The sequence below is a fragment of the Pseudomonas sp. HS6 genome (genome assembly GCF_023375815.1).
GTDB lineage: Bacteria > Pseudomonadota > Gammaproteobacteria > Pseudomonadales > Pseudomonadaceae > Aquipseudomonas.
The window spans coordinates 1,460,615-1,481,757 of record NZ_CP067412.1 but is presented as its reverse complement, the minus strand read 5'-3'; the positions used below and the strand labels follow the sequence as shown (position 1 = coordinate 1,481,757).

At 59.6% G+C, this 21,143-nt stretch carries 13 protein-coding genes; 8 read left to right on the top strand and 5 right to left on the bottom strand.

What is annotated here, in order from left to right:
• Positions 1–118 precede the first annotated feature (118 nt).
• The 6 genes from JJN09_RS06640 (at position 119) to JJN09_RS06615 (ending at position 12,219) form a co-directional block, all read left to right on the top strand.
• On the top strand, positions 119–1,426 hold the full coding sequence (locus JJN09_RS06640) for an MdtA/MuxA family multidrug efflux RND transporter periplasmic adaptor subunit (RefSeq protein WP_249486371.1): 1,308 nt from the start codon (positions 119–121) through the stop codon (positions 1,424–1,426).
• Complete coding sequence (locus tag JJN09_RS06635; protein ID WP_249486370.1) at positions 1,423–4,527, top strand: MdtB/MuxB family multidrug efflux RND transporter permease subunit; 3,105 nt, start codon at positions 1,423–1,425, stop codon at positions 4,525–4,527. The genes JJN09_RS06640 and JJN09_RS06635 overlap by 4 nt, the downstream gene beginning before the upstream one ends.
• Positions 4,524–7,631: an efflux RND transporter permease subunit gene (locus JJN09_RS06630; RefSeq protein WP_249486369.1), complete on the top strand. Its 3,108-nt coding sequence runs from the start codon at positions 4,524–4,526 to the stop codon at positions 7,629–7,631. The genes JJN09_RS06635 and JJN09_RS06630 overlap by 4 nt, the downstream gene beginning before the upstream one ends.
• Positions 7,628–9,097, top strand: a complete 1,470-nt coding sequence (locus tag JJN09_RS06625) for an efflux transporter outer membrane subunit (RefSeq protein WP_249486368.1) — start codon at positions 7,628–7,630, stop codon at positions 9,095–9,097. Before JJN09_RS06630 ends, JJN09_RS06625 begins: the two co-directional genes overlap by 4 nt.
• A 205-nt stretch (positions 9,098–9,302) precedes the next feature.
• Positions 9,303–11,387, top strand: a complete 2,085-nt coding sequence (locus tag JJN09_RS06620) for a bifunctional diguanylate cyclase/phosphodiesterase (protein WP_249486367.1) — start codon at positions 9,303–9,305, stop codon at positions 11,385–11,387.
• An 85-nt stretch (positions 11,388–11,472) separates the two neighbouring features.
• Positions 11,473–12,219, top strand: a complete 747-nt coding sequence (locus JJN09_RS06615) for an SDR family oxidoreductase (protein WP_085708225.1) — start codon at positions 11,473–11,475, stop codon at positions 12,217–12,219.
• A 60-nt stretch (positions 12,220–12,279) separates the two neighbouring features.
• Here JJN09_RS06615 and JJN09_RS06610 read toward each other — a convergent pair whose 3' ends face one another.
• From JJN09_RS06610 to JJN09_RS06595, 4 genes are all read right to left on the bottom strand, one after another.
• Positions 12,280–14,061, bottom strand: a complete 1,782-nt coding sequence (locus JJN09_RS06610; protein ID WP_249486366.1) for an AAA family ATPase — start codon at positions 14,059–14,061, stop codon at positions 12,280–12,282.
• A gap of 133 nt (positions 14,062–14,194) precedes the next feature.
• A complete protein-coding gene (gene mapR / locus JJN09_RS06605; protein WP_096820262.1) occupies positions 14,195–15,604 on the bottom strand; it encodes a GntR family transcriptional regulator MpaR in 1,410 nt (469 codons plus the stop codon).
• Between the two features lie 668 nt (positions 15,605–16,272).
• Positions 16,273–17,703, bottom strand: coding sequence for a cytochrome c oxidase accessory protein CcoG (ccoG, locus tag JJN09_RS06600; RefSeq protein WP_249486365.1), 1,431 nt, complete (start codon positions 17,701–17,703; stop codon positions 16,273–16,275).
• A 195-nt stretch (positions 17,704–17,898) separates the two neighbouring features.
• The gene (locus JJN09_RS06595; RefSeq protein WP_249486364.1) at positions 17,899–18,132 is read right to left on the bottom strand and encodes a DUF3203 family protein; all 234 of its coding nucleotides are present in this window, start codon (positions 18,130–18,132) and stop codon (positions 17,899–17,901) included.
• Positions 18,133–18,255: 123 nt separating this feature from the next.
• Between JJN09_RS06595 and JJN09_RS06590 the strand changes: the two genes are divergently transcribed.
• Positions 18,256–18,762, top strand: coding sequence for an MgtC/SapB family protein (locus JJN09_RS06590; RefSeq protein ID WP_249486363.1), 507 nt, complete (start codon positions 18,256–18,258; stop codon positions 18,760–18,762).
• Here the strand turns inward: JJN09_RS06590 and JJN09_RS06585 are convergent, their stop codons facing one another.
• Positions 18,763–18,921 (bottom strand): hypothetical protein, encoded by a 159-nt coding sequence (locus tag JJN09_RS06585; protein ID WP_249486362.1) that lies wholly within the window; start codon positions 18,919–18,921, stop codon positions 18,763–18,765.
• Between the two features lie 218 nt (positions 18,922–19,139).
• Between JJN09_RS06585 and JJN09_RS06580 the strand changes: the two genes are divergently transcribed.
• A complete protein-coding gene (locus JJN09_RS06580; RefSeq protein WP_249486361.1) occupies positions 19,140–21,137 on the top strand; it encodes an alpha-1,4-glucan--maltose-1-phosphate maltosyltransferase in 1,998 nt (665 codons plus the stop codon).
• Positions 21,138–21,143 lie beyond the last annotated feature (6 nt).

The window sequence follows — 21,143 nt, the reverse complement described above, 5'->3', positions numbered from 1 at the left end:
AGTGTTTTGGCTCACACCTTGAAACGTAAGTTGAAGGTAAATTGCCGGTAAAGCTGCTTTGCTTTACCCCCACCAGTGCTTATCGTTCAGCCTCCCGTAAAAGAAGCCCACGCGCCCAATGGTTAATCATTCCATGCAATCGTCTTCCCGAAACTCTCGTCGTTGGCTGCTCAGCCTGCTTGTCCTGCTGGTCATTGCCGGTCTGTGCTGGAAATTCTGGCCCGCCGGATCGACCCACAAGGAGGGCGGCGAGAAACCCGCGAACGGTCATGCCGGTCGTTCGGGGATGATGCGTCCGGGCTTCGGCGGGGCGGCAGGTTCGATCCCGGTGCGCGTGGCGCCGGCGGTCACCGGTGATTTCCCGCTGTATTACAAGGCGCTGGGCACCGTGACTGCGCTGAACACCATCAACGTGCGCAGCCGGGTCGGCGGCGAACTGGTGAAGATCTATTTCGAAGAAGGGCAGATGGTGAAGGCCGGCGACTTGCTGGCGGAGATCGATCCGCGCTCGTACCAGAACGCCTTGCTCCAGGCTGAAGGCACCTTGCTGCAGAACCAGGCGCAGTTGAAAAACGCCCAGGTCGATGTCGAGCGCTATCGGGGCCTGTTCAAGGAAGACAGCATCGCCAAGCAGACCCTGGACACCGCCGAAGCGCTGGTCGGCCAGTATCTTGGCACCGTGAAGACCAATCAGGCAGCGGTCAACGACGCCAAGCTCAATCTCGAATTCACCAAGATCCGCGCACCGATTACCGGTCGCGTCGGCCTGCGTCAGCTCGATGTCGGCAACCTGGTGGCGGCGAATGACACCACGTTCCTCGCCGTGATCACCCAGACCCAACCGATCAGCGTGGTCTTCACGCTGCCGGAAAATACCCTCGAAACCGTGCTTGCCCGCTACCACAGCGGCGCCAAGCTGCCGGCCGAAGCGTGGGATCGTGGCGACACCAAACTGCAAGCCAGTGGCGTGCTGCAAAGCCTCGACAACCAGATCGACGTGACCACCGGCACCCTGAAGTTCAAGGCGCGCTACGAAAACCGTGATCAGTCGCTGTTCCCCAACCAGTTCGTCAACGTCCACCTGCTGGCCGACACCCTCAAGGGCGTCGTGCTGGCCCCGTCGGCTGCTATCCAGTTCGGCACCAACGGCACCTTCGTCTACGCGCTGGATGGCGACAAGAAAGTCACCATCCGCCAGTTGAAGATCGGTGCCAGCGACGGCAACAACACTGTGATCACCGAAGGCCTGGCCGCCGGCGACCGTGTGGTGCTGGAAGGCACCGACCGCTTGAAGGAAGGCAGTGAAGTGGAAGTGGTCAACGACACCCAGGACGTGCCGACCACCCCGACCGAACACCTGCAAGGCAAGTCGGCGGCCACCGCGCCTGACGCCACTGCCACCAACAAGGCCAAGAAGGGCGCATGAACATTTCGCGTCTGTTCATCCTCCGCCCGGTCGCCACCACGCTGAGCATGCTGGCCATCGTGCTGGCCGGCCTGATCGCCTATCGCCTGCTGCCGGTTTCGGCCTTGCCCCAGGTCGATTACCCGACCATCCGGGTCATGACGTTGTACCCGGGCGCGAGTCCGGACGTGATGACCAGCGCCGTCACCGCGCCGCTTGAACGTCAGTTCGGGCAGATGCCGGGCCTGACGCAAATGGCTTCGACCAGTTCCGGCGGTGCGTCGGTGCTGACCCTGCGTTTCAGCCTCGACATCAACATGGACGTCGCCGAACAGCAGGTGCAGGCCGCGATCAACGCCGCGACCAATCTGTTGCCGACCGATTTGCCGGCGCCGCCGGTGTACAACAAGGTCAACCCGGCGGACACCCCGGTGCTGACCCTGGCCATCACTTCGAAAACCATGTTGCTGCCCAAGCTCAACGATCTGGTCGATACGCGCATGGCGCAGAAGATCGCCCAGATCAGCGGCGTCGGCATGGTCAGCATCGCCGGCGGTCAACGTCAGGCCGTGCGGATCAAGGTCAATCCGGAGGCGCTCGCCGCCAACGGCTTGAACCTGTCGGACGTGCGCACGCTGATCAGCGCGTCCAACGTCAACCAGCCCAAGGGCAACTTCGACGGCCCGACCCGGGTGTCGATGCTCGATGCCAACGACCAGCTGACCTCGCCCAAGGATTACGCCAACCTGATCCTGGCCTACAAGAACGGCGCGCCGCTGCGGCTCAAAGATGTCGCGCAGATCGTCGACGGCGCCGAGAACGAGCGCCTGGCCGCGTGGGCCAACCAGAATCAGGCGGTGTTGCTGAACATCCAGCGTCAGCCGGGCGCCAACGTGATTGAAGTGGTCGACCGGATCAAGGCACTGCTGCCGAGCATCACCGACAACCTGCCGGCCGGCCTTGAAGTCACTGTGCTGACCGACCGCACCCAGACCATCCGCGCTTCGGTCACCGACGTGCAGCACGAATTGCTGATCGCCATTGCCCTGGTGGTGATGGTGACGTTCCTGTTCCTGCGTCGTGCCAGTGCCACCATCATTCCGTCGGTGGCCGTGCCGCTGTCGCTGATCGGTACGTTCGGCGTGATGTACCTGGCCGGGTTCTCGGTCAACAACCTGACACTGATGGCACTGACCATCGCCACCGGTTTCGTGGTCGACGATGCGATCGTGATGCTGGAAAACATCGCCCGTTTCATCGAAGAGGGCGATAGTCCGATGCAGGCCGCACTCAAGGGCGCGAAGCAGATCGGTTTCACCCTGATTTCCCTGACCCTGTCGCTGATTGCAGTACTGATTCCGCTGCTGTTCATGGCCGACGTGGTGGGGCGGTTGTTCCGCGAATTCGCCATTACCCTGGCGGTGGCGATCCTGATTTCCCTGGTGGTCTCGCTGACCCTGACGCCGATGATGTGCGCGCGTTTGCTCAAGCGTGAGCCGGAAGAACATGAACAGGGCCGTTTCTACCGCACCAGTGGCGCGTTCATCGACTGGATGATCGCTGCTTACGGGCGCAAGTTGCAGTGGGTGCTCAAGCACCAGCCGCTGACCCTGCTGGTGGCTATCGGTACGCTGGCATTGACCGTGTTCCTTTACATGGTGGTGCCCAAAGGCTTCTTCCCGGTGCAGGACACTGGCGTGATCCAGGGCATTTCCGAGGCGCCGCAGTCGATTTCCTTTGCGGCGATGGGCGAGCGTCAGCAGGCGCTGGCGAAGGTGATTCTCGAAGATCCGGCGGTGGAAAGCCTGTCGTCCTACATCGGCGTCGACGGTGACAACGCCACGCTCAACAGCGGTCGCCTGCTGATCAACCTCAAGCCCCACGGTCAGCGCGACCTGACGGCTTCTGAAGTGATTACCCGCCTGCAACCGCAACTGGACAAACTGGTGGGCATCCGTCTGTTCATGCAGCCGGTGCAGGACCTGACCATCGAAGATCGCGTCAGCCGCACCCAGTATCAGTTCAGCATGTCATCGCCGGACTCCGAATTGCTCAGCCTGTGGAGCGGGCGTCTGGTGGAAGCACTGGCCCAGCGCCCTGAACTGACCGACGTCGCCAGCGATTTGCAGGACAAGGGTTTGCAGGTGTTCCTGGTGATCGACCGCGACGCGGCCTCGCGCCTTGGTGTGTCGGTGGCGAACATCACTGATGCGCTGTACGACGCCTTTGGCCAGCGGCAGATCTCGACCATCTACACCCAGGCCAGCCAGTATCGCGTGGTGCTGCAAGCTCAGGCCGGGGAGTCGATCGGTCCGAAGGCGCTGGATCAGATTCACGTCAAGACCACCGATGGCGGTCAGGTACGGTTGTCGAGCCTGGCCCATGTCGAAGAGCGTCAGGCGCAACTGGCGATTACCCACATTGGCCAGTTCCCGGCGGTGATGATGTCCTTCAACCTCGCGCCCGGCGTGGCGCTGGGCCATGCAGTGGACATCATCGAGCAGGTGCAGAAGGACATCGGCATGCCGGTCGGCGTGCAGACCCAGTTCCAGGGCGCGGCCGAAGCGTTCCAGGCTTCGTTGTCGAGTACCTTGCTGCTGATTCTGGCGGCGGTGGTGACCATGTACATCGTGCTGGGCGTGCTCTACGAGAGCTACATCCACCCGATCACCATTCTCTCGACTCTGCCGTCGGCGGCGGTCGGCGCCTTGCTGGCGTTGCTGCTCAGCGGCAATGACCTGGGCATGATCGCGATCATCGGCATCATTCTGCTGATCGGTATCGTCAAGAAGAACGCGATCATGATGATCGACTTCGCCCTCGACGCCGAACGCACCCAGGGCATGGCGCCGGAGCAGGCGATCTATCAGGCGGCGCTGTTGCGTTTCCGGCCGATTCTCATGACCACGCTCGCGGCCTTGTTCGGCGCGGTGCCGCTGATGCTGGCCACCGGCTCCGGCGCTGAATTGCGTCAGCCGTTGGGTCTGGTGATGGTCGGCGGTTTGCTGGTGAGCCAAGTGCTGACGCTGTTCACCACGCCGGTGATCTACCTGTACTTCGACCGCCTCGGTCGGCGCTGGGGCCGCGCGCCTTCGGCCGTGGAGCCGGTAGAACAGCCATGAACCTGTCCGGTCCTTTCATCAAGCGCCCGGTGGCGACCATGCTCCTGAGCCTGGCGATCATGCTGCTGGGCGGTGTGAGCTTCGGCCTGCTGCCGGTGTCGCCACTGCCGCAAATGGACTTCCCGGTGATCGTGGTGCAGGCGAGCCTGCCCGGCGCGAGTCCGGAAGTCATGGCCTCGACTGTGGCGACGCCGCTGGAACGCTCGTTCGGCGCCATTGCCGGCGTCAACACCATGAGCAGCCGTTCCAGCCAGGGCTCGACCCGGGTCATTCTGCAATTCGACCTCGACCGCGACATCAACGGCGCGGCGCGAGAAGTGCAAGCGGCGATCAATGCCTCGCGCAACCTGCTGCCGAGCGGGATGCGCAGCATGCCGACCTACAAGAAGGTCAACCCGTCGCAGGCGCCGATCATGGTGTTGTCGCTGACCTCGGATGTGCTGGAAAAAGGCCAGCTCTATGACTTGGCCTCGACCATCCTGTCCCAGAGCCTGTCCCAGGTGCAGGGCGTCGGCGAAGTGCAGATCGGCGGCAGCTCCCTGCCGGCGGTGCGCATCGAACTCGAACCCCAGGCGCTGAACCAGTACGGCGTGGCTTTGGACGATGTGCGCAAGACCATCGCTGGCGCCAACGTTCGCCGGCCCAAGGGTTCGGTCGAGGACGACCAGCGTCTGTGGCAGATTCAGGCCAATGACCAACTGGAGAAAGCCAAGGACTACGAATCGCTGATCATCCATTACAACGGCGGTGCGGCCCTGCGTCTGAAGGACGTGGCCAAAGTCACCGACGGCGTGGAAGACCGCTACAACAGCGGCTTTTTCAATGATGACGCGGCGGTGTTGCTGGTGATCAACCGGCAGGCCGGCGCCAACATCATCGAGACGGTCAACGAGATCAAGGCACAGTTGCCAGCGTTGCAGGCCGTGTTGCCGGCCAGCGTCAAACTGAACCTGGCGATGGATCGCTCGCCGGTGATCAAGGCCACCCTGCACGAAGCAGAGATGACCCTGCTGATCGCCGTGGCGCTGGTGATCCTGGTGGTGTTCCTGTTCCTTGGCAACTTCCGCGCATCCCTGATTCCGACTTTGGCGGTGCCGGTGTCGCTGGTCGGCACTTTTGCGGTGATGTACCTCTACGGATTCTCGCTGAACAACTTGTCGCTGATGGCGCTGATTCTCGCCACGGGCCTGGTGGTGGACGACGCCATCGTGGTGCTGGAGAACATTTCCCGGCACATCGACGAAGGCGTCAAACCGATGAAAGCTGCGTATCTCGGGGCCAAGGAAGTCGGGTTCACCTTGCTGTCGATGAACGTGTCGCTGGTGGCGGTGTTCCTGTCGATCCTGTTCATGGGCGGGATCATCGAGAGCCTGTTCCGCGAGTTTTCCATCACCCTGGCCGCGGCTATCGTGGTGTCGCTGGTGGTTTCGCTGACCCTGACGCCGATGCTCTGCGCCCGCTGGTTGAAGCCGCACACGCCGGGCCAGGAAAACCGACTGCAGCGCTGGAGCCGTCGCACCAACGACTGGATGGTCGGCAAATACGCCACCAGCCTCGACTGGGTGTTGCGTCATCGGCGCCTGACGTTGTTGAGCCTGATCATCACGGTCGGTGTGAACGTCGCGCTGTACGTGGTGGTGCCGAAGACGTTCCTGCCGCAACAGGACACCGGCCAGTTGATCGGTTTCGTGCGCGGTGACGACGGTCTGTCGTTCAGCGTGATGCAGCCGAAAATGGAGACCTTCCGCCGCGCCGTGCTCAAGGACGAAGCGGTCGAGAGTGTCGCCGGGTTCATCGGTGGCAACAATGGCACCAACAACGCCTTCATGCTGGTGCGTCTGAAACCGATCAAGGAACGCAACCTGTCGGCGCAGAAAGTCATCGAGCGCCTGCGCAAGGAAATGCCCAAGGTGCCCGGCGCGCAATTGATGCTGATGGCCGACCAGGACCTGCAATTCGGTGGTGGCCGTGAGCAGACCACGTCGCAGTACACCTACATTCTGCAGAGCGGTGATTTGGGCGCCTTGCGCGAGTGGTACCCGAAAGTGGTCACCGCATTGCGCGCCTTGCCGGAGCTGACCGCCATCGACGCCCGTGAAGGACGCGGTGCGCAGCAGGTGACGTTGATCGTCGACCGCGATCAGGCCAAACGCCTGGGCGTGGACATGAACATGGTCACCGCCGTGCTGAACAACGCCTACAGCCAGCGGCAGATTTCCACGATTTACGACAGCCTCAACCAGTATCAGGTGGTGATGGAGGTCAATCCGAAATACGCCCAGGATCCGGTCACGCTCAATCAGGTGCAGGTGATCACTGCCGATGGCGCGCGGATTCCACTGTCGACCATTGCGCACTACGAAAACAGCCTGGAAGACGACCGGGTCAGCCACGAAGGCCAGTTCGCCTCCGAAAGTATTTCGTTCGACATGGCCGAAGGCGTGACGGTGGAGCAGGGCAGTGCCGCCATCGAGCGGGCGATTGCCAAGGTCGGCTTGCCGGAAGACGTGATCGCGAAAATGGCCGGCACCGCCGACGCCTTCGCGGCTACCCAGAAGAGTCAGCCGTTCATGATCCTCGGCGCGCTGCTGGCGGTGTATCTGGTGTTGGGTGTGCTGTATGAAAGCTACATTCATCCGTTGACGATTCTGTCGACACTGCCATCGGCCGGGGTTGGTGCGCTGCTGTCGATCTATGCGCTGGGCGGCGAATTCAGTCTGATCTCGTTGCTCGGGCTGTTCCTGTTGATCGGTGTGGTGAAGAAGAACGCGATCCTGATGATCGATCTGGCGCTGCAATTGGAACGTCATCAAGGCATGGCACCGCTGGAGTCGATCCGCAGTGCCTGTTTGCAACGTTTGCGGCCGATCCTGATGACCACGCTGGCGGCGATCCTCGGTGCCTTGCCGTTGCTGCTCAGCCGGGCCGAAGGCGCGGAAATGCGCCAGCCGCTGGGCCTGACGATCATCGGCGGGCTGATTTTCAGCCAGGTGCTGACCCTTTACACCACGCCTGTGGTTTACCTCTATCTCGACAAGGCTCGCCACCGCTTCAACAAGTGGCGTGGCGTACGTACTGATGCCGCTCTGGAAACTCCGCTATGAATGACCGTTCGCTTATCCAACTGGCCAGTGTTCGCGGCTCGCGTTTGCTGAGCCTGTCACTGTGCGTGGCGATGCTCAGTGCGTGCGCCGTCGGCCCGGACTACCAGCGCCCGCAAACCGCCGAAATCGCCCAGTACAAAGAGGCCGAAGGCTGGCGTCAGGCCAGTCCTGCCGACTCTCTGGCCCGTGGCGCCTGGTGGGAACTGTACGGCGACCGTCAGCTCAACGAGTTGATCGAGAAGCTCAACAGCGCCAACCAGACCGTCGCCCAGTCCGAGGCGCAATACCGTCAGGCCCAAGCCCTGGTGCGCGATGCACGCGGTGCGTTTTACCCGAGCATCGACCTGAGCGCGGGTAAGACCCGCTCCAGCCAGGGCACCGGCAGCAGCAGTTCGAGCCTGAGCAGTTCTTCCAGCGGTATCCGTGATACCTACAACGCCCAACTGGGCGTCAGTTGGGAGGCCGATGTCTGGGGCAAGCTACGTCGTGGGCTGGAAGCCAATGAAGCCAGCGCCCAGGCGAGCTTCGCCGATCTGGCAGCGATGCGCCTGAGTCAGCAGTCGGAATTGGTGCAGAACTACCTGCAATTGCGCGTGATCGATCAACAGAAGCGCTTGCTTGAGTCGACAGTGGCGGCTTACGAGCGCTCGCTGAAAATGACCATGAACCAATACAACGCCGGGATCTCCGGGCGTGATGCGGTGGCGCAGGCGCAGACGCAACTCAAATCCACCCAGGGCGATCTGGTGGACCTGATCTGGCAACGGGCGCAATTCGAAAACGCCATTGCGGTACTGACCGGCCAGCCACCTGCGCAATTCAAGCTTGCCGAAACCCAGGACATCCCGAAGTTGCCGCAGATTCCGCTGAGCCTGCCGTCGCAACTGCTCGAGCGCCGCCCGGACATCGCTTCGGCGGAGCGCTCGGTGATCGCCGCCAACGCCAACATCGGCGTAGCCAAAGCCGCGTATTACCCCGACTTCAGCCTGAGCCTCAGCGGCGGCTACAGCAGCAGTACCTCGCGAGACCTGATCAGCCTGCCGAATCGATTCTGGTCGGTGGGGCCGAAAATGAGCCTGCCATTGTTCGACGGCGGCCGACGCTCGGCAGAAGTCGACCGCACCGAAGCGAAGTACGACGAGACCGTGGCCAAATACCGGCAGACCGTGCTCGATGGTTTCCGCGAAGTAGAAAACTATCTGGTGCAGTTGAAGGTGTACGAGGACGAAGCAGCGGTGCGCCAGGAAGCACTCGACGCCGCGCGAGATTCCTTGCGACTGACCCAGAACCAGTACAAGGCCGGGTTGATTGCCTACATCGACGTGGTGGTGGTGCAAGCCACGGCGTTGAGCAACGAGCGTACCGTGCTCAACATCCTGCAAAGTCGACTGATTGCCAGCGTGCAATTGATCGCGGCGCTGGGCGGTGGTTGGGACGGGCAGCTGGAAACCAGTCAGAATCCGTAACCCTGAATTCCCACGCAACGCGTGGGATCGATCAGTACTGCGACTGCCGGGCTAGAGCCTTGTCGAACGATCAAACAAGCGTTTCATCGGCTTGATGGCCATTTGATTACTTTGTCAGTGCGTTCTTCTGTGCAATCAGTACAATCGGCGCATTTGGCCCCGCCGAGAACGGAAGCAGTACGGTGGGGTGGTCACGAGAATTCTCATGCTCATCGGTAGTTATTCCTTCACGCTGGTTTTCATTTCGCTGTGTGTGGCGATCCTCGCGTCCTATACCGCGCTCGACCTTACAGGGCGCATCGCCACTGCCAAGGGTCGCGCCGTGCATTTGTGGACAGCCGGCGGCGCGTTCGCCATGGGCATCGGCGTCTGGTCGATGCACTTCATTGGCATGCTGGCCTTCAAACTGCCAATCAGCCTGGGGTACGACGTACCAATCACGGCATTGTCGTTATTGATCGCCGTGCTGTCCTGCGGTTTTGCGCTGTGGCTGGTGAGCCAGCCGAAACTTCCTGCCTGGCAACTGGCCTTTGGCGCCTTGATCATGGGTGCCGGCATTAGCGCCATGCACTACACCGGCATGGCCGCGATGCGCATGCAGCCGGGCATTGATTACGACCCTGCCTTGTTTGGTGCTTCGCTGTTGATCGCCGTTGGCGCTTCGGCCGCGGCGTTGTGGATTGCCTTTCGCCTGCGTCAGCATTCACCTTACGTACGCCTGTTTCGTGCCGGCGCAGCCATTGTGATGGGCATCGCGATTGTCGGCATGCACTACACCGGCATGGCGGCGGCGCGGTTTCCCGAAGGCAGTTTTTGCGGCGCAGCGCTCAGCGGTCTGAACGGCAATGGCCTGGATAATCTGGTGCTGATCACCACGCTCGCGGTGCTGAGCATCGCGCTGCTGACCTCGATTCTCGATGCCCGCCTCGAAGCGCGCACCGCCGATCTGGCCCATTCGCTGACCGTGGCCAACCGCGAACTCACCCAACTGGCCCTGCACGACACCCTGACCGGCCTGCCGAACCGCATGTTGCTGGACGACCGGATCAATCAGGCGATGAAAAAAGTCAACGAGCAGGGCGGCTGTTTTGCGCTGATGTTCATCGATCTGGATGGTTTCAAACCGGTCAACGATGCGTTCGGTCACCACATGGGCGACCAGTTGCTGCGCGAAGTGGCGGTGCGTTTGCGCGAAGATTTGCGCAGCCTCGACACGCTGGCGCGGATCGGCGGCGATGAGTTTGTGCTGTTGGTGCGCCTGACCGAGCCCAACGATGCGCTAGGCCTGGCCGCACGCCAGGTCGGTTTGATCGCGCAGTCGTTCCGCGTGGCCGAGCATGACTTGCAGATTTCCGCCAGCGTCGGCATCGCCCTATACCCGGGCAACGGCCAGAACGCCCAGGAGCTGCTTATGAACGCCGATGCCGCGATGTACCACGCCAAGGGCGGCGGTAAAAACGGCTACAGCTTCTTCGACGCTTCAATGAACAGCAACGCCCGCAAGCAACTGCAACTGTTGCAGGACCTGCGCGCAGCGCTGGAGCACAGTCAGTTCAGCTTGCATTACCAACCCAAGTTTCACGCCGCCGATGGTCGCCCGGTCGGCGCCGAAGCGTTGCTGCGCTGGCAGCATCCGCTCCACGGCATGCTGATGCCGGACAAGTTCATCGACCTGGCCGAGAAGACCGGTTTGATCATTCCGATCGGCGAATGGGTACTGAACGAAGCCTGCCGGCAGATGCGCGAGTGGTACGTGCTGGGGTACACCGACTGGCGCATCGCGGTGAATCTCTCGGCGTTGCAGTTCTGCCACACCGGGCTGGTGCAAAGTGTCGCCAAGGCCTTGGCCACTCACCACTTGCCGGCCAACAGCCTGACCCTGGAAATCACCGAAACCACCGCCATGAGCGATGCTGACGCGAGCATGACGGTGTTGCAGGAACTGTCCGATATGGGCGTCGACCTCTCCATCGATGACTTTGGCACCGGCTATTCGAGCCTGATGTACCTCAAGCGCCTGCCTGCCAACGAGTTGAAGATCGACCGTGGTTTCGTCCGCGACCTGGAGCATGACAGCGACGATGCCGCCATCGTCTCGGCGATTGTCGCGCTGGGTCAGGCACTGGGCCTGCGCATTGTGGCCGAAGGTGTGGAGACCGGCGTGCAGCAGGACTTCCTGACGCAATTGGGCTGTGATTCGCTGCAAGGCTATCTGCTCGGCCACCCGATGCCGGCGGACCGCTTCATGCAGGACATCGTGCGCGGCAAGCAAACGACGGCGGTGAGCTGAACGCCTGACACAGGCCATGCAAAACCCTGCAATGACGGTTATTCTTCCTCCCGACTGTTACGTGTGCATCGGGGGGAAAGCCAGCATGGATAAAGTCATTGTGATCACTGGCGGTGGTCGCGGAATCGGGGCCGCTACGGCGCTGTTGGCTGCCGAGCAAGGCTATCGGATCTGCATCAATTACCAGTCGGACGAGCAGGCAGCCCACCACGTACTCGATCAGGTGCGTGAGCGCGGTGCCACCGCCATTGCAGTGCGCGCCGACGTCAGCATCGAAGACGAAGTGATCGGCCTGTTTCATCGGGTCGACACGGAGCTGGGAAGGGTCACCGCACTGGTGAACAACGCCGGCACCGTCGGGCACAAATCGCGGGTCGACGAAATGTCCGAATTCCGCATTCTCAAAATCATGAAAACCAACGTCCTGGCGCCGATCCTCTGTGCCAAGCACGCGATCCTGCGCATGTCGCCCAAACACGGCGGGCAGGGCGGCAGCATCGTCAACGTTTCCTCGGTTGCCGCACGCCTGGGTTCGCCGAACGAGTACGTCGACTACGCGGCGTCCAAAGGCGCGCTCGACACATTCACCATCGGTCTGTCCAAGGAAGTGGCGGGCGAGGGGATTAGGGTCAACGCGGTGCGCCCGGGTTACATCTACACCGATTTCCATGCGTTGAGCGGCGATCCGGATCGGGTCAGCAAGCTTGAGTCGGCGATTCCGATGGCTCGTGGCGGCCGTCCGGATGAAGTGGCGGAGGCGATTGTGTGGTTGTTGTCGGACAAGGCTTCGTATGCCACCGGGACGTTTGTTGATTTGGGGGGCGGGCGATAAATCGTCAAATGCTATGAGAACCGATTGAGGCGGTTCTCATGGTTTCCTTTCAATTTGAGTTTATTTATTTGAATTTTTGATGAACTCAATCAGTGCGTCAACCCTTGGGTCCAAGTCGAGCATTGTGAAGTTTGCGGGATGTTCCGTGATGGCATGCGCAATTTTAACTTTGTCGGCTTTTTTGTAAATTACTCCTTCTTTGTCGTAAAAATGCAGCGAGTTCTTATACGCACCCGCGGAACTTTTTTTGCCGAAATTATTTTTGCAGACGACTCTCAGCGCTTGCTCAATAAGTGAGGGCTCTATGTAGTTTTCAATCTCTCTGCCTTCAGTGACCCAGCAAAAACCGTTTCTTTCGATAAGGGTATCCAGAATTCGCTGTTTTGTGGCGTTGATCGTGTCGGCGAGTTTTTTCTTGTCGCTATCAATAATAAAGGCGAGGTTCTGATTAAGTTTTTGTACTGCTATCAGGGTCTGGATGTCGTCATCGGGTTGATCGTTGGGGTCTGTGCTCAAGTGACTTAGCAGGCGGCCGCCGTAAAACATGATGGCGTAGTGAATGCCTTCCAGAAGATCTTTGTTTTTTGACTTGATCCAATGTTTTAAATAAATACGATCGGAAGGGCCTTCTACCCAGATAATGCAATTTGCCTGAAGTAAGTCAGATGCTTTGTAGCCCAGCTCCTTTATGCTTTCCAGTCGGGTGCTTTCGCAGTTGGCATTGCGGATGGATGTTGTGCCACATTCGTTTTTTACATGGAATATTGAAGTGTTTTCAGTGTCGAGGTTTTGTGAGTCAATCACTGAGGCGGAGTGAGTGGCTATGAAGTACTGGTTATTTGTTTCGGTCTGTAGATAGTTGATCAGTCGACGTTGCAATGCAGGGTGTAGATGTATTTCAGGCTCCTCTATACAAACTATTTGACGTTCAAGCAGCGTACAGAATGAAGCCAGCAGGACGACTTCATGAATGCCGGTGCCAAGAGCGGCCAGTGGAAATGCTCTTTCATCGATGTGGACAAGAATTTCACTCCTGTCATAAGGGATTTCAATGGCGGCATCCGGTTTGTCGAGAACTGTTTTCAGGAACCGGTTTATCTTTTTAAATTTTTTGTGACGATCTCTACCATGTGTACGCGGGTTTTGCAGTTCGGCAAGTTCCTCAATCAAACCTTTTCCTGAGTAGTCATCGAACTCTTCACCTTGGCTTGAAACCTGGCGAATGGCTGGAATTAAATCAGCTTTCGGAATCCGTACCTCTACTTTTCTAAGCATCCCTTCTATGCAAAACTGAAGATTTTGCTCGTTTCTTTGTGAATGCCCTGCTTTAACCATTTCTTGCAAGGTTTTGATCTGTTTTTCTATATTTGCTATATCGCTTACGCTTTCATATTTAATTGTTTTTTTTAACTGTATTGAGTCCTGTCCGGGCCGTATTACGGTTTCTATCCAGATAAGGTCTTGCTCTTGTGTGAGTTCTTTAACTATTTGGTTGACTAAAGGAAGTACGCTGTAGTCGCCAAAAATATCTGATTGCTCTCTGCAGGATTTTGAGAATTGTTCGGCGGAAACACCGATGTTTGCAGAAAAGCTCTTGGTGTTGCAGTCGATATTTAACTGCTTTGAATTACCATCTAGCTTGATCCCGCTATATCGCGACGTGGTTAGGTTGTTTGCCTTGCTTATGTAATTTGCAATAAATTCAATGACTGTTGATTTGCCAGAGTTGTTCGCGCCTATGAAGAAATTAAATTGCTTGAATGGCGCGATGGTTTGTAGTTCTTTGCCTATCCCTTTGAAGGCGGAAATTTGTAGGCCTTTAAGAAAAATATTATCTGACATGTTGTAGGTGAAGCTCCCTGCAATCGACTAGCGATCGTAAATGCGGCTAGGCGCTATGGATAACTCATCAGTGATGGCTCCATGATAGCCATCTCGCCGAATTGCGACCAGGCCAAAACAGGGGGCTTCAACGTCAAAACGAACGCACAATCCGCCCCAACGTCTCCATCGCCTTCTCCGAACTCTCGGTCCACGGGCTGCCGTAATTCAACCGGATGCAATTCCTGAATCTTTGCGTCGGCGAGAAAATCGGCCCCGGCGCAATGCTGATGCCTTGCGCCAATGCCATTTGAAACAACTTCAAAGAATCCATCTGCGGTGGCAGTTCCAGCCACAGGAAATACCCACCAGCCGGTTGGCTCACGCGCGTCTGGGCCGGGAAGTAGCGTGCGATGGCGGCGAGCATGGCGCTTTGCTGTTCTTCGAGGGCGTAGCGCAATTTGCGTAGGTGGCGGTCGTAGCCGCCGTGTTGCAGGTAGTCGGCGATGGCCGCCTGGGCCGGCATCGAGGCGCACAGCGAGGTCATCAGTTTCAGGCGTTCGATTTTCTGCGCGTAGCGCCCGGCGGCGACCCAGCCGATGCGGTAGCCGGGGGCCAGGCTCTTGGCGAACGAGCCGCAATGCATCACCAGCCCTTCAGTGTCGAAGGCCTTGGCCGGTTTCGGCGCCTGTTGGCCGTAATAGAGCTCGGCGTAGACGTCGTCTTCGATCAGCGGCACTTGATGGCGTTTCAGCAGTTCCACCAGTTCCTGTTTCTTGGCCTCGGGCATGGTCGCGCCCATGGGGTTCTGGAAACTGGTCATGCACCAGCAGGCCTTGATCGGGTGCCGTTCCAGGGTCTGGGCGAGCACGCCGAGGTCGATGCCGTCGCGCGGGTGCACGGGGATCTCCACGGCTTTGAGTTTCAGCCGCTCCAGCACTTGCAGGCTGGCGTAGAACGCCGGGGCTTCGATGGCCACCAGATCGCCCGGTTCTGTCACCGCTTGCAGGCACAGGTTCAGCGCTTCGAGGGCGCCGTTGGTGATCAGCAGTTCTTCCATCGGCAGCATCAGCCCGCCGACCATGTAGCGCAGGGCAATCTGCCGGCGCAGTTGCGGGTTGCCCGGCGACATGTCGGTGACCACCATGCGCGGGTCCATCTCCCGGGCAGCGCTGGCCAGCGAACGTGACAGGCGTTGCAACGGGAACAGTTCGGGGCTGGGGAATGCCGAGCCGAACGGAACGGTGCTCGGGTCCTTGATCGATTCCAGCACCGAGAACACCAGTTCGCTGACGTCGACCTTGGTGGATTCGTTGACCTGGCTGCTGATCACCGGCTCCGAGAACGGGCTCGGGGCGTGGGTGTTGACGAAGTAACCGGAGCGAGGCCGGGCGCGGATCAGGCCGCGACGTTCCAGCAGGTAATAGGCCTGGAACACCGTGGACGGGCTGACGCCATAAGTCTGGCTCGCGTAGCGCACCGACGGCACCCGCTGGCCGGGGCCAAGGACGCCGGAGCGGATCAGTTCAGCGATGTCGTCGGCGAATTTTTCGTAGCGTTTCATCGGGGGCCTTGGTGCTGGTTGAATGTGTAGAGTGTCAGGGAAAAGCCCCCTCACCCTAGCCCTCTCCCGGAGGGAGAGGGGACTGATCGTGGGATGCTTCAGAGTTACATCGACCTGATCGTGCTGCTGTGAATCAATAATCGACTCGGTTTTTCAGATCGATGTGTAGCGCGAGACATCGCAGCCGGCTCCCTCTCCCGGAGGGAGAGGGGACTGATCGTGGGATGCTTCAGAGTTACGCCGACCTGAACGTTCTACTGTGAATCCATAATCGACTCGGTTTTTCAGTTCGATGTATAACGCCAGACATCGCAGCCGGCTCCCTCTCCCGGAGGGAGAGGGGACTGATCGGGGGATGCTTCAGAGTTACACCGACCTGATCGTGCTGCAGTGAATCCATAATCGACTCGGTTTTTCAGTTCGATGTATAACGCCAGACATCCCGGTCGGCTCCCTCTCCCTGAGGGAGAGGGGACTGATCGGGGGGATGCTTCAGAGTTACACCGACCTGATCGTGCTGCAGTGAATCCATAATCGACTCGGTGTTTCAGGTCGATGGATAACGCCAGACATCGCGGTCGGCTCCCTCTCCCTCCGGGAGAGGGCTGGGGTGAGGGCCAATCGCACTGACACCCCACAACCCTTGAAACCGCCGCCATCTTAAAGCCTCACCGATTCATCGGCGCAACAAACCGGCTCTTCGCCACGCTATAAACCTCAGGTTCATCACTGTCGGCAATCTTGAAGCTCAAGGTCTGCGAGCTGCTGGCCGGGCGATCCGTCGTCATTGCCACCGACACCGGCACATCGACGATCTCGCCCGGTGCCAAACTCAGCTCAGTCTTGCCTTGCAGCTGGAAGCCATCGCCATCCACCAGGCTCAAGTTGTAGTCCTGGCGCTGCTGGGTCTTGTTGATGACTTTGAGCGTGTAGATGTTTTCGATCTGGCCCTGACCGTTCTCTCGGAACAGGCCACGGTCTTTGGTCACGTCCAGCGACACCATCGGCCGCTCGACCAATGCCAGGGCGAGGGCGCCGATCATCAGCACCAGCACCGCGACGTAGCCGATCAGCCTCGGGCGCAGCAGATGCGTCTTGCCACCCTGCAATTCACGCTCGGAGGTGTAGCGGATCAGGCCGCGGGCGTAATTCATCTTGTCCATGATCGAGTCGCAAGCGTCGATGCACGCCGCGCAGCCGATGCATTCCATTTGCAGGCCGTCGCGGATGTCGATGCCGGTCGGGCAGACCTGCACGCACAGCTGGCAGTCGATGCAATCGCCGAGTCCGGCTTCGGCCGGTTTCACATCGCGTTTGCGCGGGCCACGGTTTTCGCCCCGGGCCACGTCGTAGGAAATCGCCAACGTGTCCTTGTCGAACATCACGCTCTGGAATCGTGCGTACGGGCACATGTGCATGCACACCGCTTCGCGCAGCCAGCCGGCATTGATGTAGGTGGCGGCGGTGAAGAACAGCACCCAGAACAGGCTGACCCCGCCGATCTGCAAGGTCAGCAGTTCTTCGGCCAGCGGGCGGATCGGGGTGAAGTAGCCGACGAAGGTCAGGCCGGTCAGTACGCTGATCGCCAGCCACAGGGTGTGCTTGGCCGCACGCCGCGCCAGTTTGTTCAGGTTCCAGGGCGCCGCTTGCAGCTTGATCCGCTGGTTGCGTTCGCCCTCGGTGATCTTCTCGCACCACATGAAGATCCAGGTCCACGAACTCTGCGGGCAGGTGTAGCCACACCAGACCCGGCCCGCGAACACAGTAATGGCGAACAGGCCGAACGCGGCAATGATCAGCAGCGCCGACAGCAGGATGAAATCCTGGGGCCAGAAGGTCGCGCCAAAGATGTGGAATTTGCTTTCGGAAAGGTCCCAGAGCACTGCCTGACGACCGCCCCAGTTCAGCCACACGGTGCCGAAAAACATCAGGAACAGAAACCCCGCGCCGCTCATGCGCAATGTGCGGAACAGGCCGGTGAAGCTGCGGGTGAAAATCTGGTTGTCGCTGGTGGCGTGTTTCGCCTTCATTGGGCGCGCCGGTACTTTTTTTATCTGGGGAGATGCTTCTACGGTTCGGACGGGGATTCGTTCGCTCATGGTCGTTCGCTCATCAGCCTCCATCAGGCCAATGAACTATGAGCGCCGATCTGTTTGCATAACAGACTCAGGTATTTCAATAAAAAGCGTATCAGATGGGTTTTGCGCCCGGCCCTGCGACAACTTGAAGCAGTTGGCGGAGCTAGGCGCAGATGCCTATCCCAGACGTCTGCGCAGGATCTTGACCGGGGTCAGTCAAATCACCGAATCACTGTCGGTGGCTTTCAGGTGTTTACGTCCGTCTTTGGCACCTGCGACGGTCAGAGCGTCGGCTTCGGCCTCCGTGATGTAAATGCGCCGACCTTCTATTTCCACGGCTGACATCGATTTTTCACTGTCGGTGATTATGGTCAGGTCGCCGCACAGGCGAATCTGCTCACCGTTTTCGTTGGCGAAAAAACAGGTCTTGTTTTCGATGCGCACGGTCATGGGGCTGTCCTTTTTTCCAGGGGGTGTTGAAAGGTTAGGGCGTTGGTCCGGGTGATCGTTCTACGCAACCGATTAATGGTCGCCGCTGTCCACCTTCCATGACCCTTTCACAAGGACTGAGCGATGAACGCCTGGTGGCATGAAGTCTGGGAAACACTGCAAGAGGAATTCGCCGACATCGGTGATGCGTCACAGCTGACGCGGATTACCGTGCGTCTGCTGATAGCGGCGATATTGGGCGGTATTCTCGGTTTCGAGCGTGAGCACAAAGGCAAAGCTGCCGGGGTGCGAACGCACATGCTGGTGGCCATCGGCGCGGCGCTGTTCGTTTTGGTGCCACAACTGTCCGGCTCACAGGCCGACGCGATGAGCCGGGTGATGCAAGGGGTGATCGCCGGCATCGGCTTTCTCGGGGCCGGCACCATTCTGAAGAATCACGAAGGCGATGAAGGTCACGTCAAAGGCCTGACCACTGCCGCCGGGTTGTGGATGACCGCCGCCATCGGCGTCGCGGCCGGTTTGGGCCGCGAGGCGACGGCGGTGCTCAGTACGCTGCTGGCGCTGGGCGTATTCAGCGTGATGCCCCGGATCGTGAGGCTTTTCGAGAAGGATCACGACGAGCCCCGCTGATCAGACGATCACCGGCGGCATGGTCGTCGGCGGCTCTTCCTTGGGTGGCGGTGTAGTGCCCGGTGGCTCCTGTTCAGGGACCGGCTGCGGCTCGGTTTCGGGCAGCACCGGTTTGTCGATGTTCGGATCGGGCGTTTCAGCAGGGATCGGAATAGTCATCAGTTGAACCTCCGTGTGGCACATGGCGTGAGAAGTGCTTAAGTGAGTTGACCACTTCTGCGCGAAATCGATCCGATTTTGTGGCGGGGCAAATCCCTGTGAACTTTTGCCGGCGAGGGTCGCTCGGAACCTGAGAGAGTTCATCGTCGGGCACAGGCCCGGTCGTGATCGACAAACAGGCAAACGAGCGTCCTTGGGGCGTTAAGGAGAGATGCTCAATGACTGCTGAAAAACCCTCCGAACAGAGCTACAACCCGCACATCCCGCTGTCGCAGGCGTTGCTGCTGCCACGCATAGCCATTGAAAACGTTCAGCCATCGCTGGATGGCGGGCAGTTTGCCGTCAAGGCGGTGGTCGGGCGCGAGATCGTGGTCACCAGCAAGATCTTCGCCGACGGTCACGACAAACTGGCGGTGCGCATTCGCTGGCGCGAAGAGGGCGAGGAAGTCTGGCAAAGCGAAGTCATGGCCGATCAGGGCAATAACGGCTGGGAAGGTCGGTTTCGGCCCCAGCGCATGGGCCGTTATCTGTACCTGATCGAAGCGTGGATCGATCAGTTCGCCAGTTTTCAGTACGAACTGGAGAAAAAACACACCGCCCGCGTACCGGTCAGCCTTGAATTGCAAGAAGGCCGCACGATGGTGCACCAGGCGGCTGAACGCAGCGAAGGCCCGCTCAGCGAACAACTGGCGGCGCTGCACCACGAATTGTCCGGCCTGCTCGAAACCGAGCAGGTCGCGCTATTTCTGCACCCGCAGAGTGCGCAGTTGATGGCCGAGGCCGATCACCGCGCTTATCTGAGCATCAGCGCTGAATTCCCGCTGGACGTAGAGCGCGAACTGGCTGAATTCGCCAGTTGGTACGAGCTGTTTCCCCGCTCGATCACCGACGATCCCGCCCGCCACGGCACCTTCAACGATGTGCACTCGCGGCTGCCGATGATTCAGGACATGGGCTTCGACGTGTTGTATTTCACGCCGATCCACCCGATTGGCCGCAGCCACCGCAAGGGTCGCAATAACTCGCTGACGGCCGGCCCGGACGATCCGGGAAGCCCGTATGCAATAGGCAGCGAAGAAGGCGGGCACGAAGCGATTCACTCGCAGCTCGGCACCCGCGAGGATTTTCGTCGACTGGTGGCAGCTGCCGCCGAGCATGGTCTGGAAATCGCCCTCGATTTTGCCATCCAGTGTTCCCAGGATCACCCGTGGCTCAAGCAGCATCCGGGCTGGTTTAACTGGCGGCCGGACGGCACGATCAAATACGCGGAAAACCCGCCGAAGAAATACCAGGACATCGTCAACGTCGACTTCTATGCGCCGGAAGCGATCCCGAGCCTGTGGGTCGAACTGCGTGACATCGTTGTGGGCTGGGTCGAGGAGGGCGTGAAGATCTTTCGCGTCGACAACCCGCACACCAAACCGCTGCCGTTCTGGCAGTGGCTGATCGCCGATGTGCGCACACTGCATCCCGAAGTGATCTTCCTCGCCGAAGCCTTCACCACTCCGGCGATGATGGCGCGCCTGGGCAAGGTCGGTTACACCCAGAGCTACACCTATTTCACTTGGCGCAACACCAAGGCCGAACTGGCGAGTTATTTCAGCGAACTCAACGAATCGCCGTGGCGCGAGTGCTACCGGCCGAATTTTTTCGTCAACACTCCGGACATCAACCCGGCGTTCCTGCATGAATCTGGAAGACCGGGATTTCTGATCCGCGCGGCACTGGCGACCATGGGCTCGGGCCTGTGGGGTATGTACTCGGGGTTCGAACTGTGCGAATCGGCACCGGTGCCGGGCAAGGAGGAGTACCTCGATTCCGAGAAGTACGAGATCCGTGTCCGCGACTTCAATGCGCCCGACAACATCATTGCCGAGATCGCCCAGCTCAATCGCATCCGCCGGCAGAACCCGGCGCTGCACAGCCACCTGGGCCTGAAGATCTACAACGCCTGGAACGACAACATTCTGTACTTCGGCAAGCGCAGCGCCGATGGCAGCAACTTCATTCTGGTGGCCGTCAGCCTCGATCCGCATTACGCGCAGGAGGCCAATTTCGAATTGCCACTGTGGGAGATGGGCCTGCCGGACGATGCCACCACTCACGGCGAAGACCTGATGAACGGGCATCGCTGGGACTGGCACGGCAAGTACCAGTTCATGCGGATCGACCCGGCTTATCAGCCGTTCGGGATCTGGCGCATCACCGCAGCCTGATCCGGG

Coding starts and splice junctions, on each gene's coding strand:
- JJN09_RS06640 (WP_249486371.1), top strand. CDS start 119: ATGGTTAATCATTCCATGCAATCGTCTTCCCGAAACTCTCGTCGTTGG.
- mapR (WP_096820262.1), bottom strand. CDS start 15,604: ATGAAACGCTACGAAAAATTCGCCGACGACATCGCTGAACTGATCCGC.
- JJN09_RS06585 (WP_249486362.1), bottom strand. CDS start 18,921: ATGACTATTCCGATCCCTGCTGAAACGCCCGATCCGAACATCGACAAA.
- JJN09_RS06580 (WP_249486361.1), top strand. CDS start 19,140: ATGACTGCTGAAAAACCCTCCGAACAGAGCTACAACCCGCACATCCCG.
- JJN09_RS06625 (WP_249486368.1), top strand. CDS start 7,628: ATGAATGACCGTTCGCTTATCCAACTGGCCAGTGTTCGCGGCTCGCGT.
- ccoG (WP_249486365.1), bottom strand. CDS start 17,703: ATGAGCGAACGAATCCCCGTCCGAACCGTAGAAGCATCTCCCCAGATA.
- JJN09_RS06635 (WP_249486370.1), top strand. CDS start 1,423: ATGAACATTTCGCGTCTGTTCATCCTCCGCCCGGTCGCCACCACGCTG.
- JJN09_RS06610 (WP_249486366.1), bottom strand. CDS start 14,061: ATGTCAGATAATATTTTTCTTAAAGGCCTACAAATTTCCGCCTTCAAA.
- JJN09_RS06630 (WP_249486369.1), top strand. CDS start 4,524: ATGAACCTGTCCGGTCCTTTCATCAAGCGCCCGGTGGCGACCATGCTC.
- JJN09_RS06590 (WP_249486363.1), top strand. CDS start 18,256: ATGAACGCCTGGTGGCATGAAGTCTGGGAAACACTGCAAGAGGAATTC.
- JJN09_RS06620 (WP_249486367.1), top strand. CDS start 9,303: ATGCTCATCGGTAGTTATTCCTTCACGCTGGTTTTCATTTCGCTGTGT.
- JJN09_RS06595 (WP_249486364.1), bottom strand. CDS start 18,132: ATGACCGTGCGCATCGAAAACAAGACCTGTTTTTTCGCCAACGAAAAC.
- JJN09_RS06615 (WP_085708225.1), top strand. CDS start 11,473: ATGGATAAAGTCATTGTGATCACTGGCGGTGGTCGCGGAATCGGGGCC.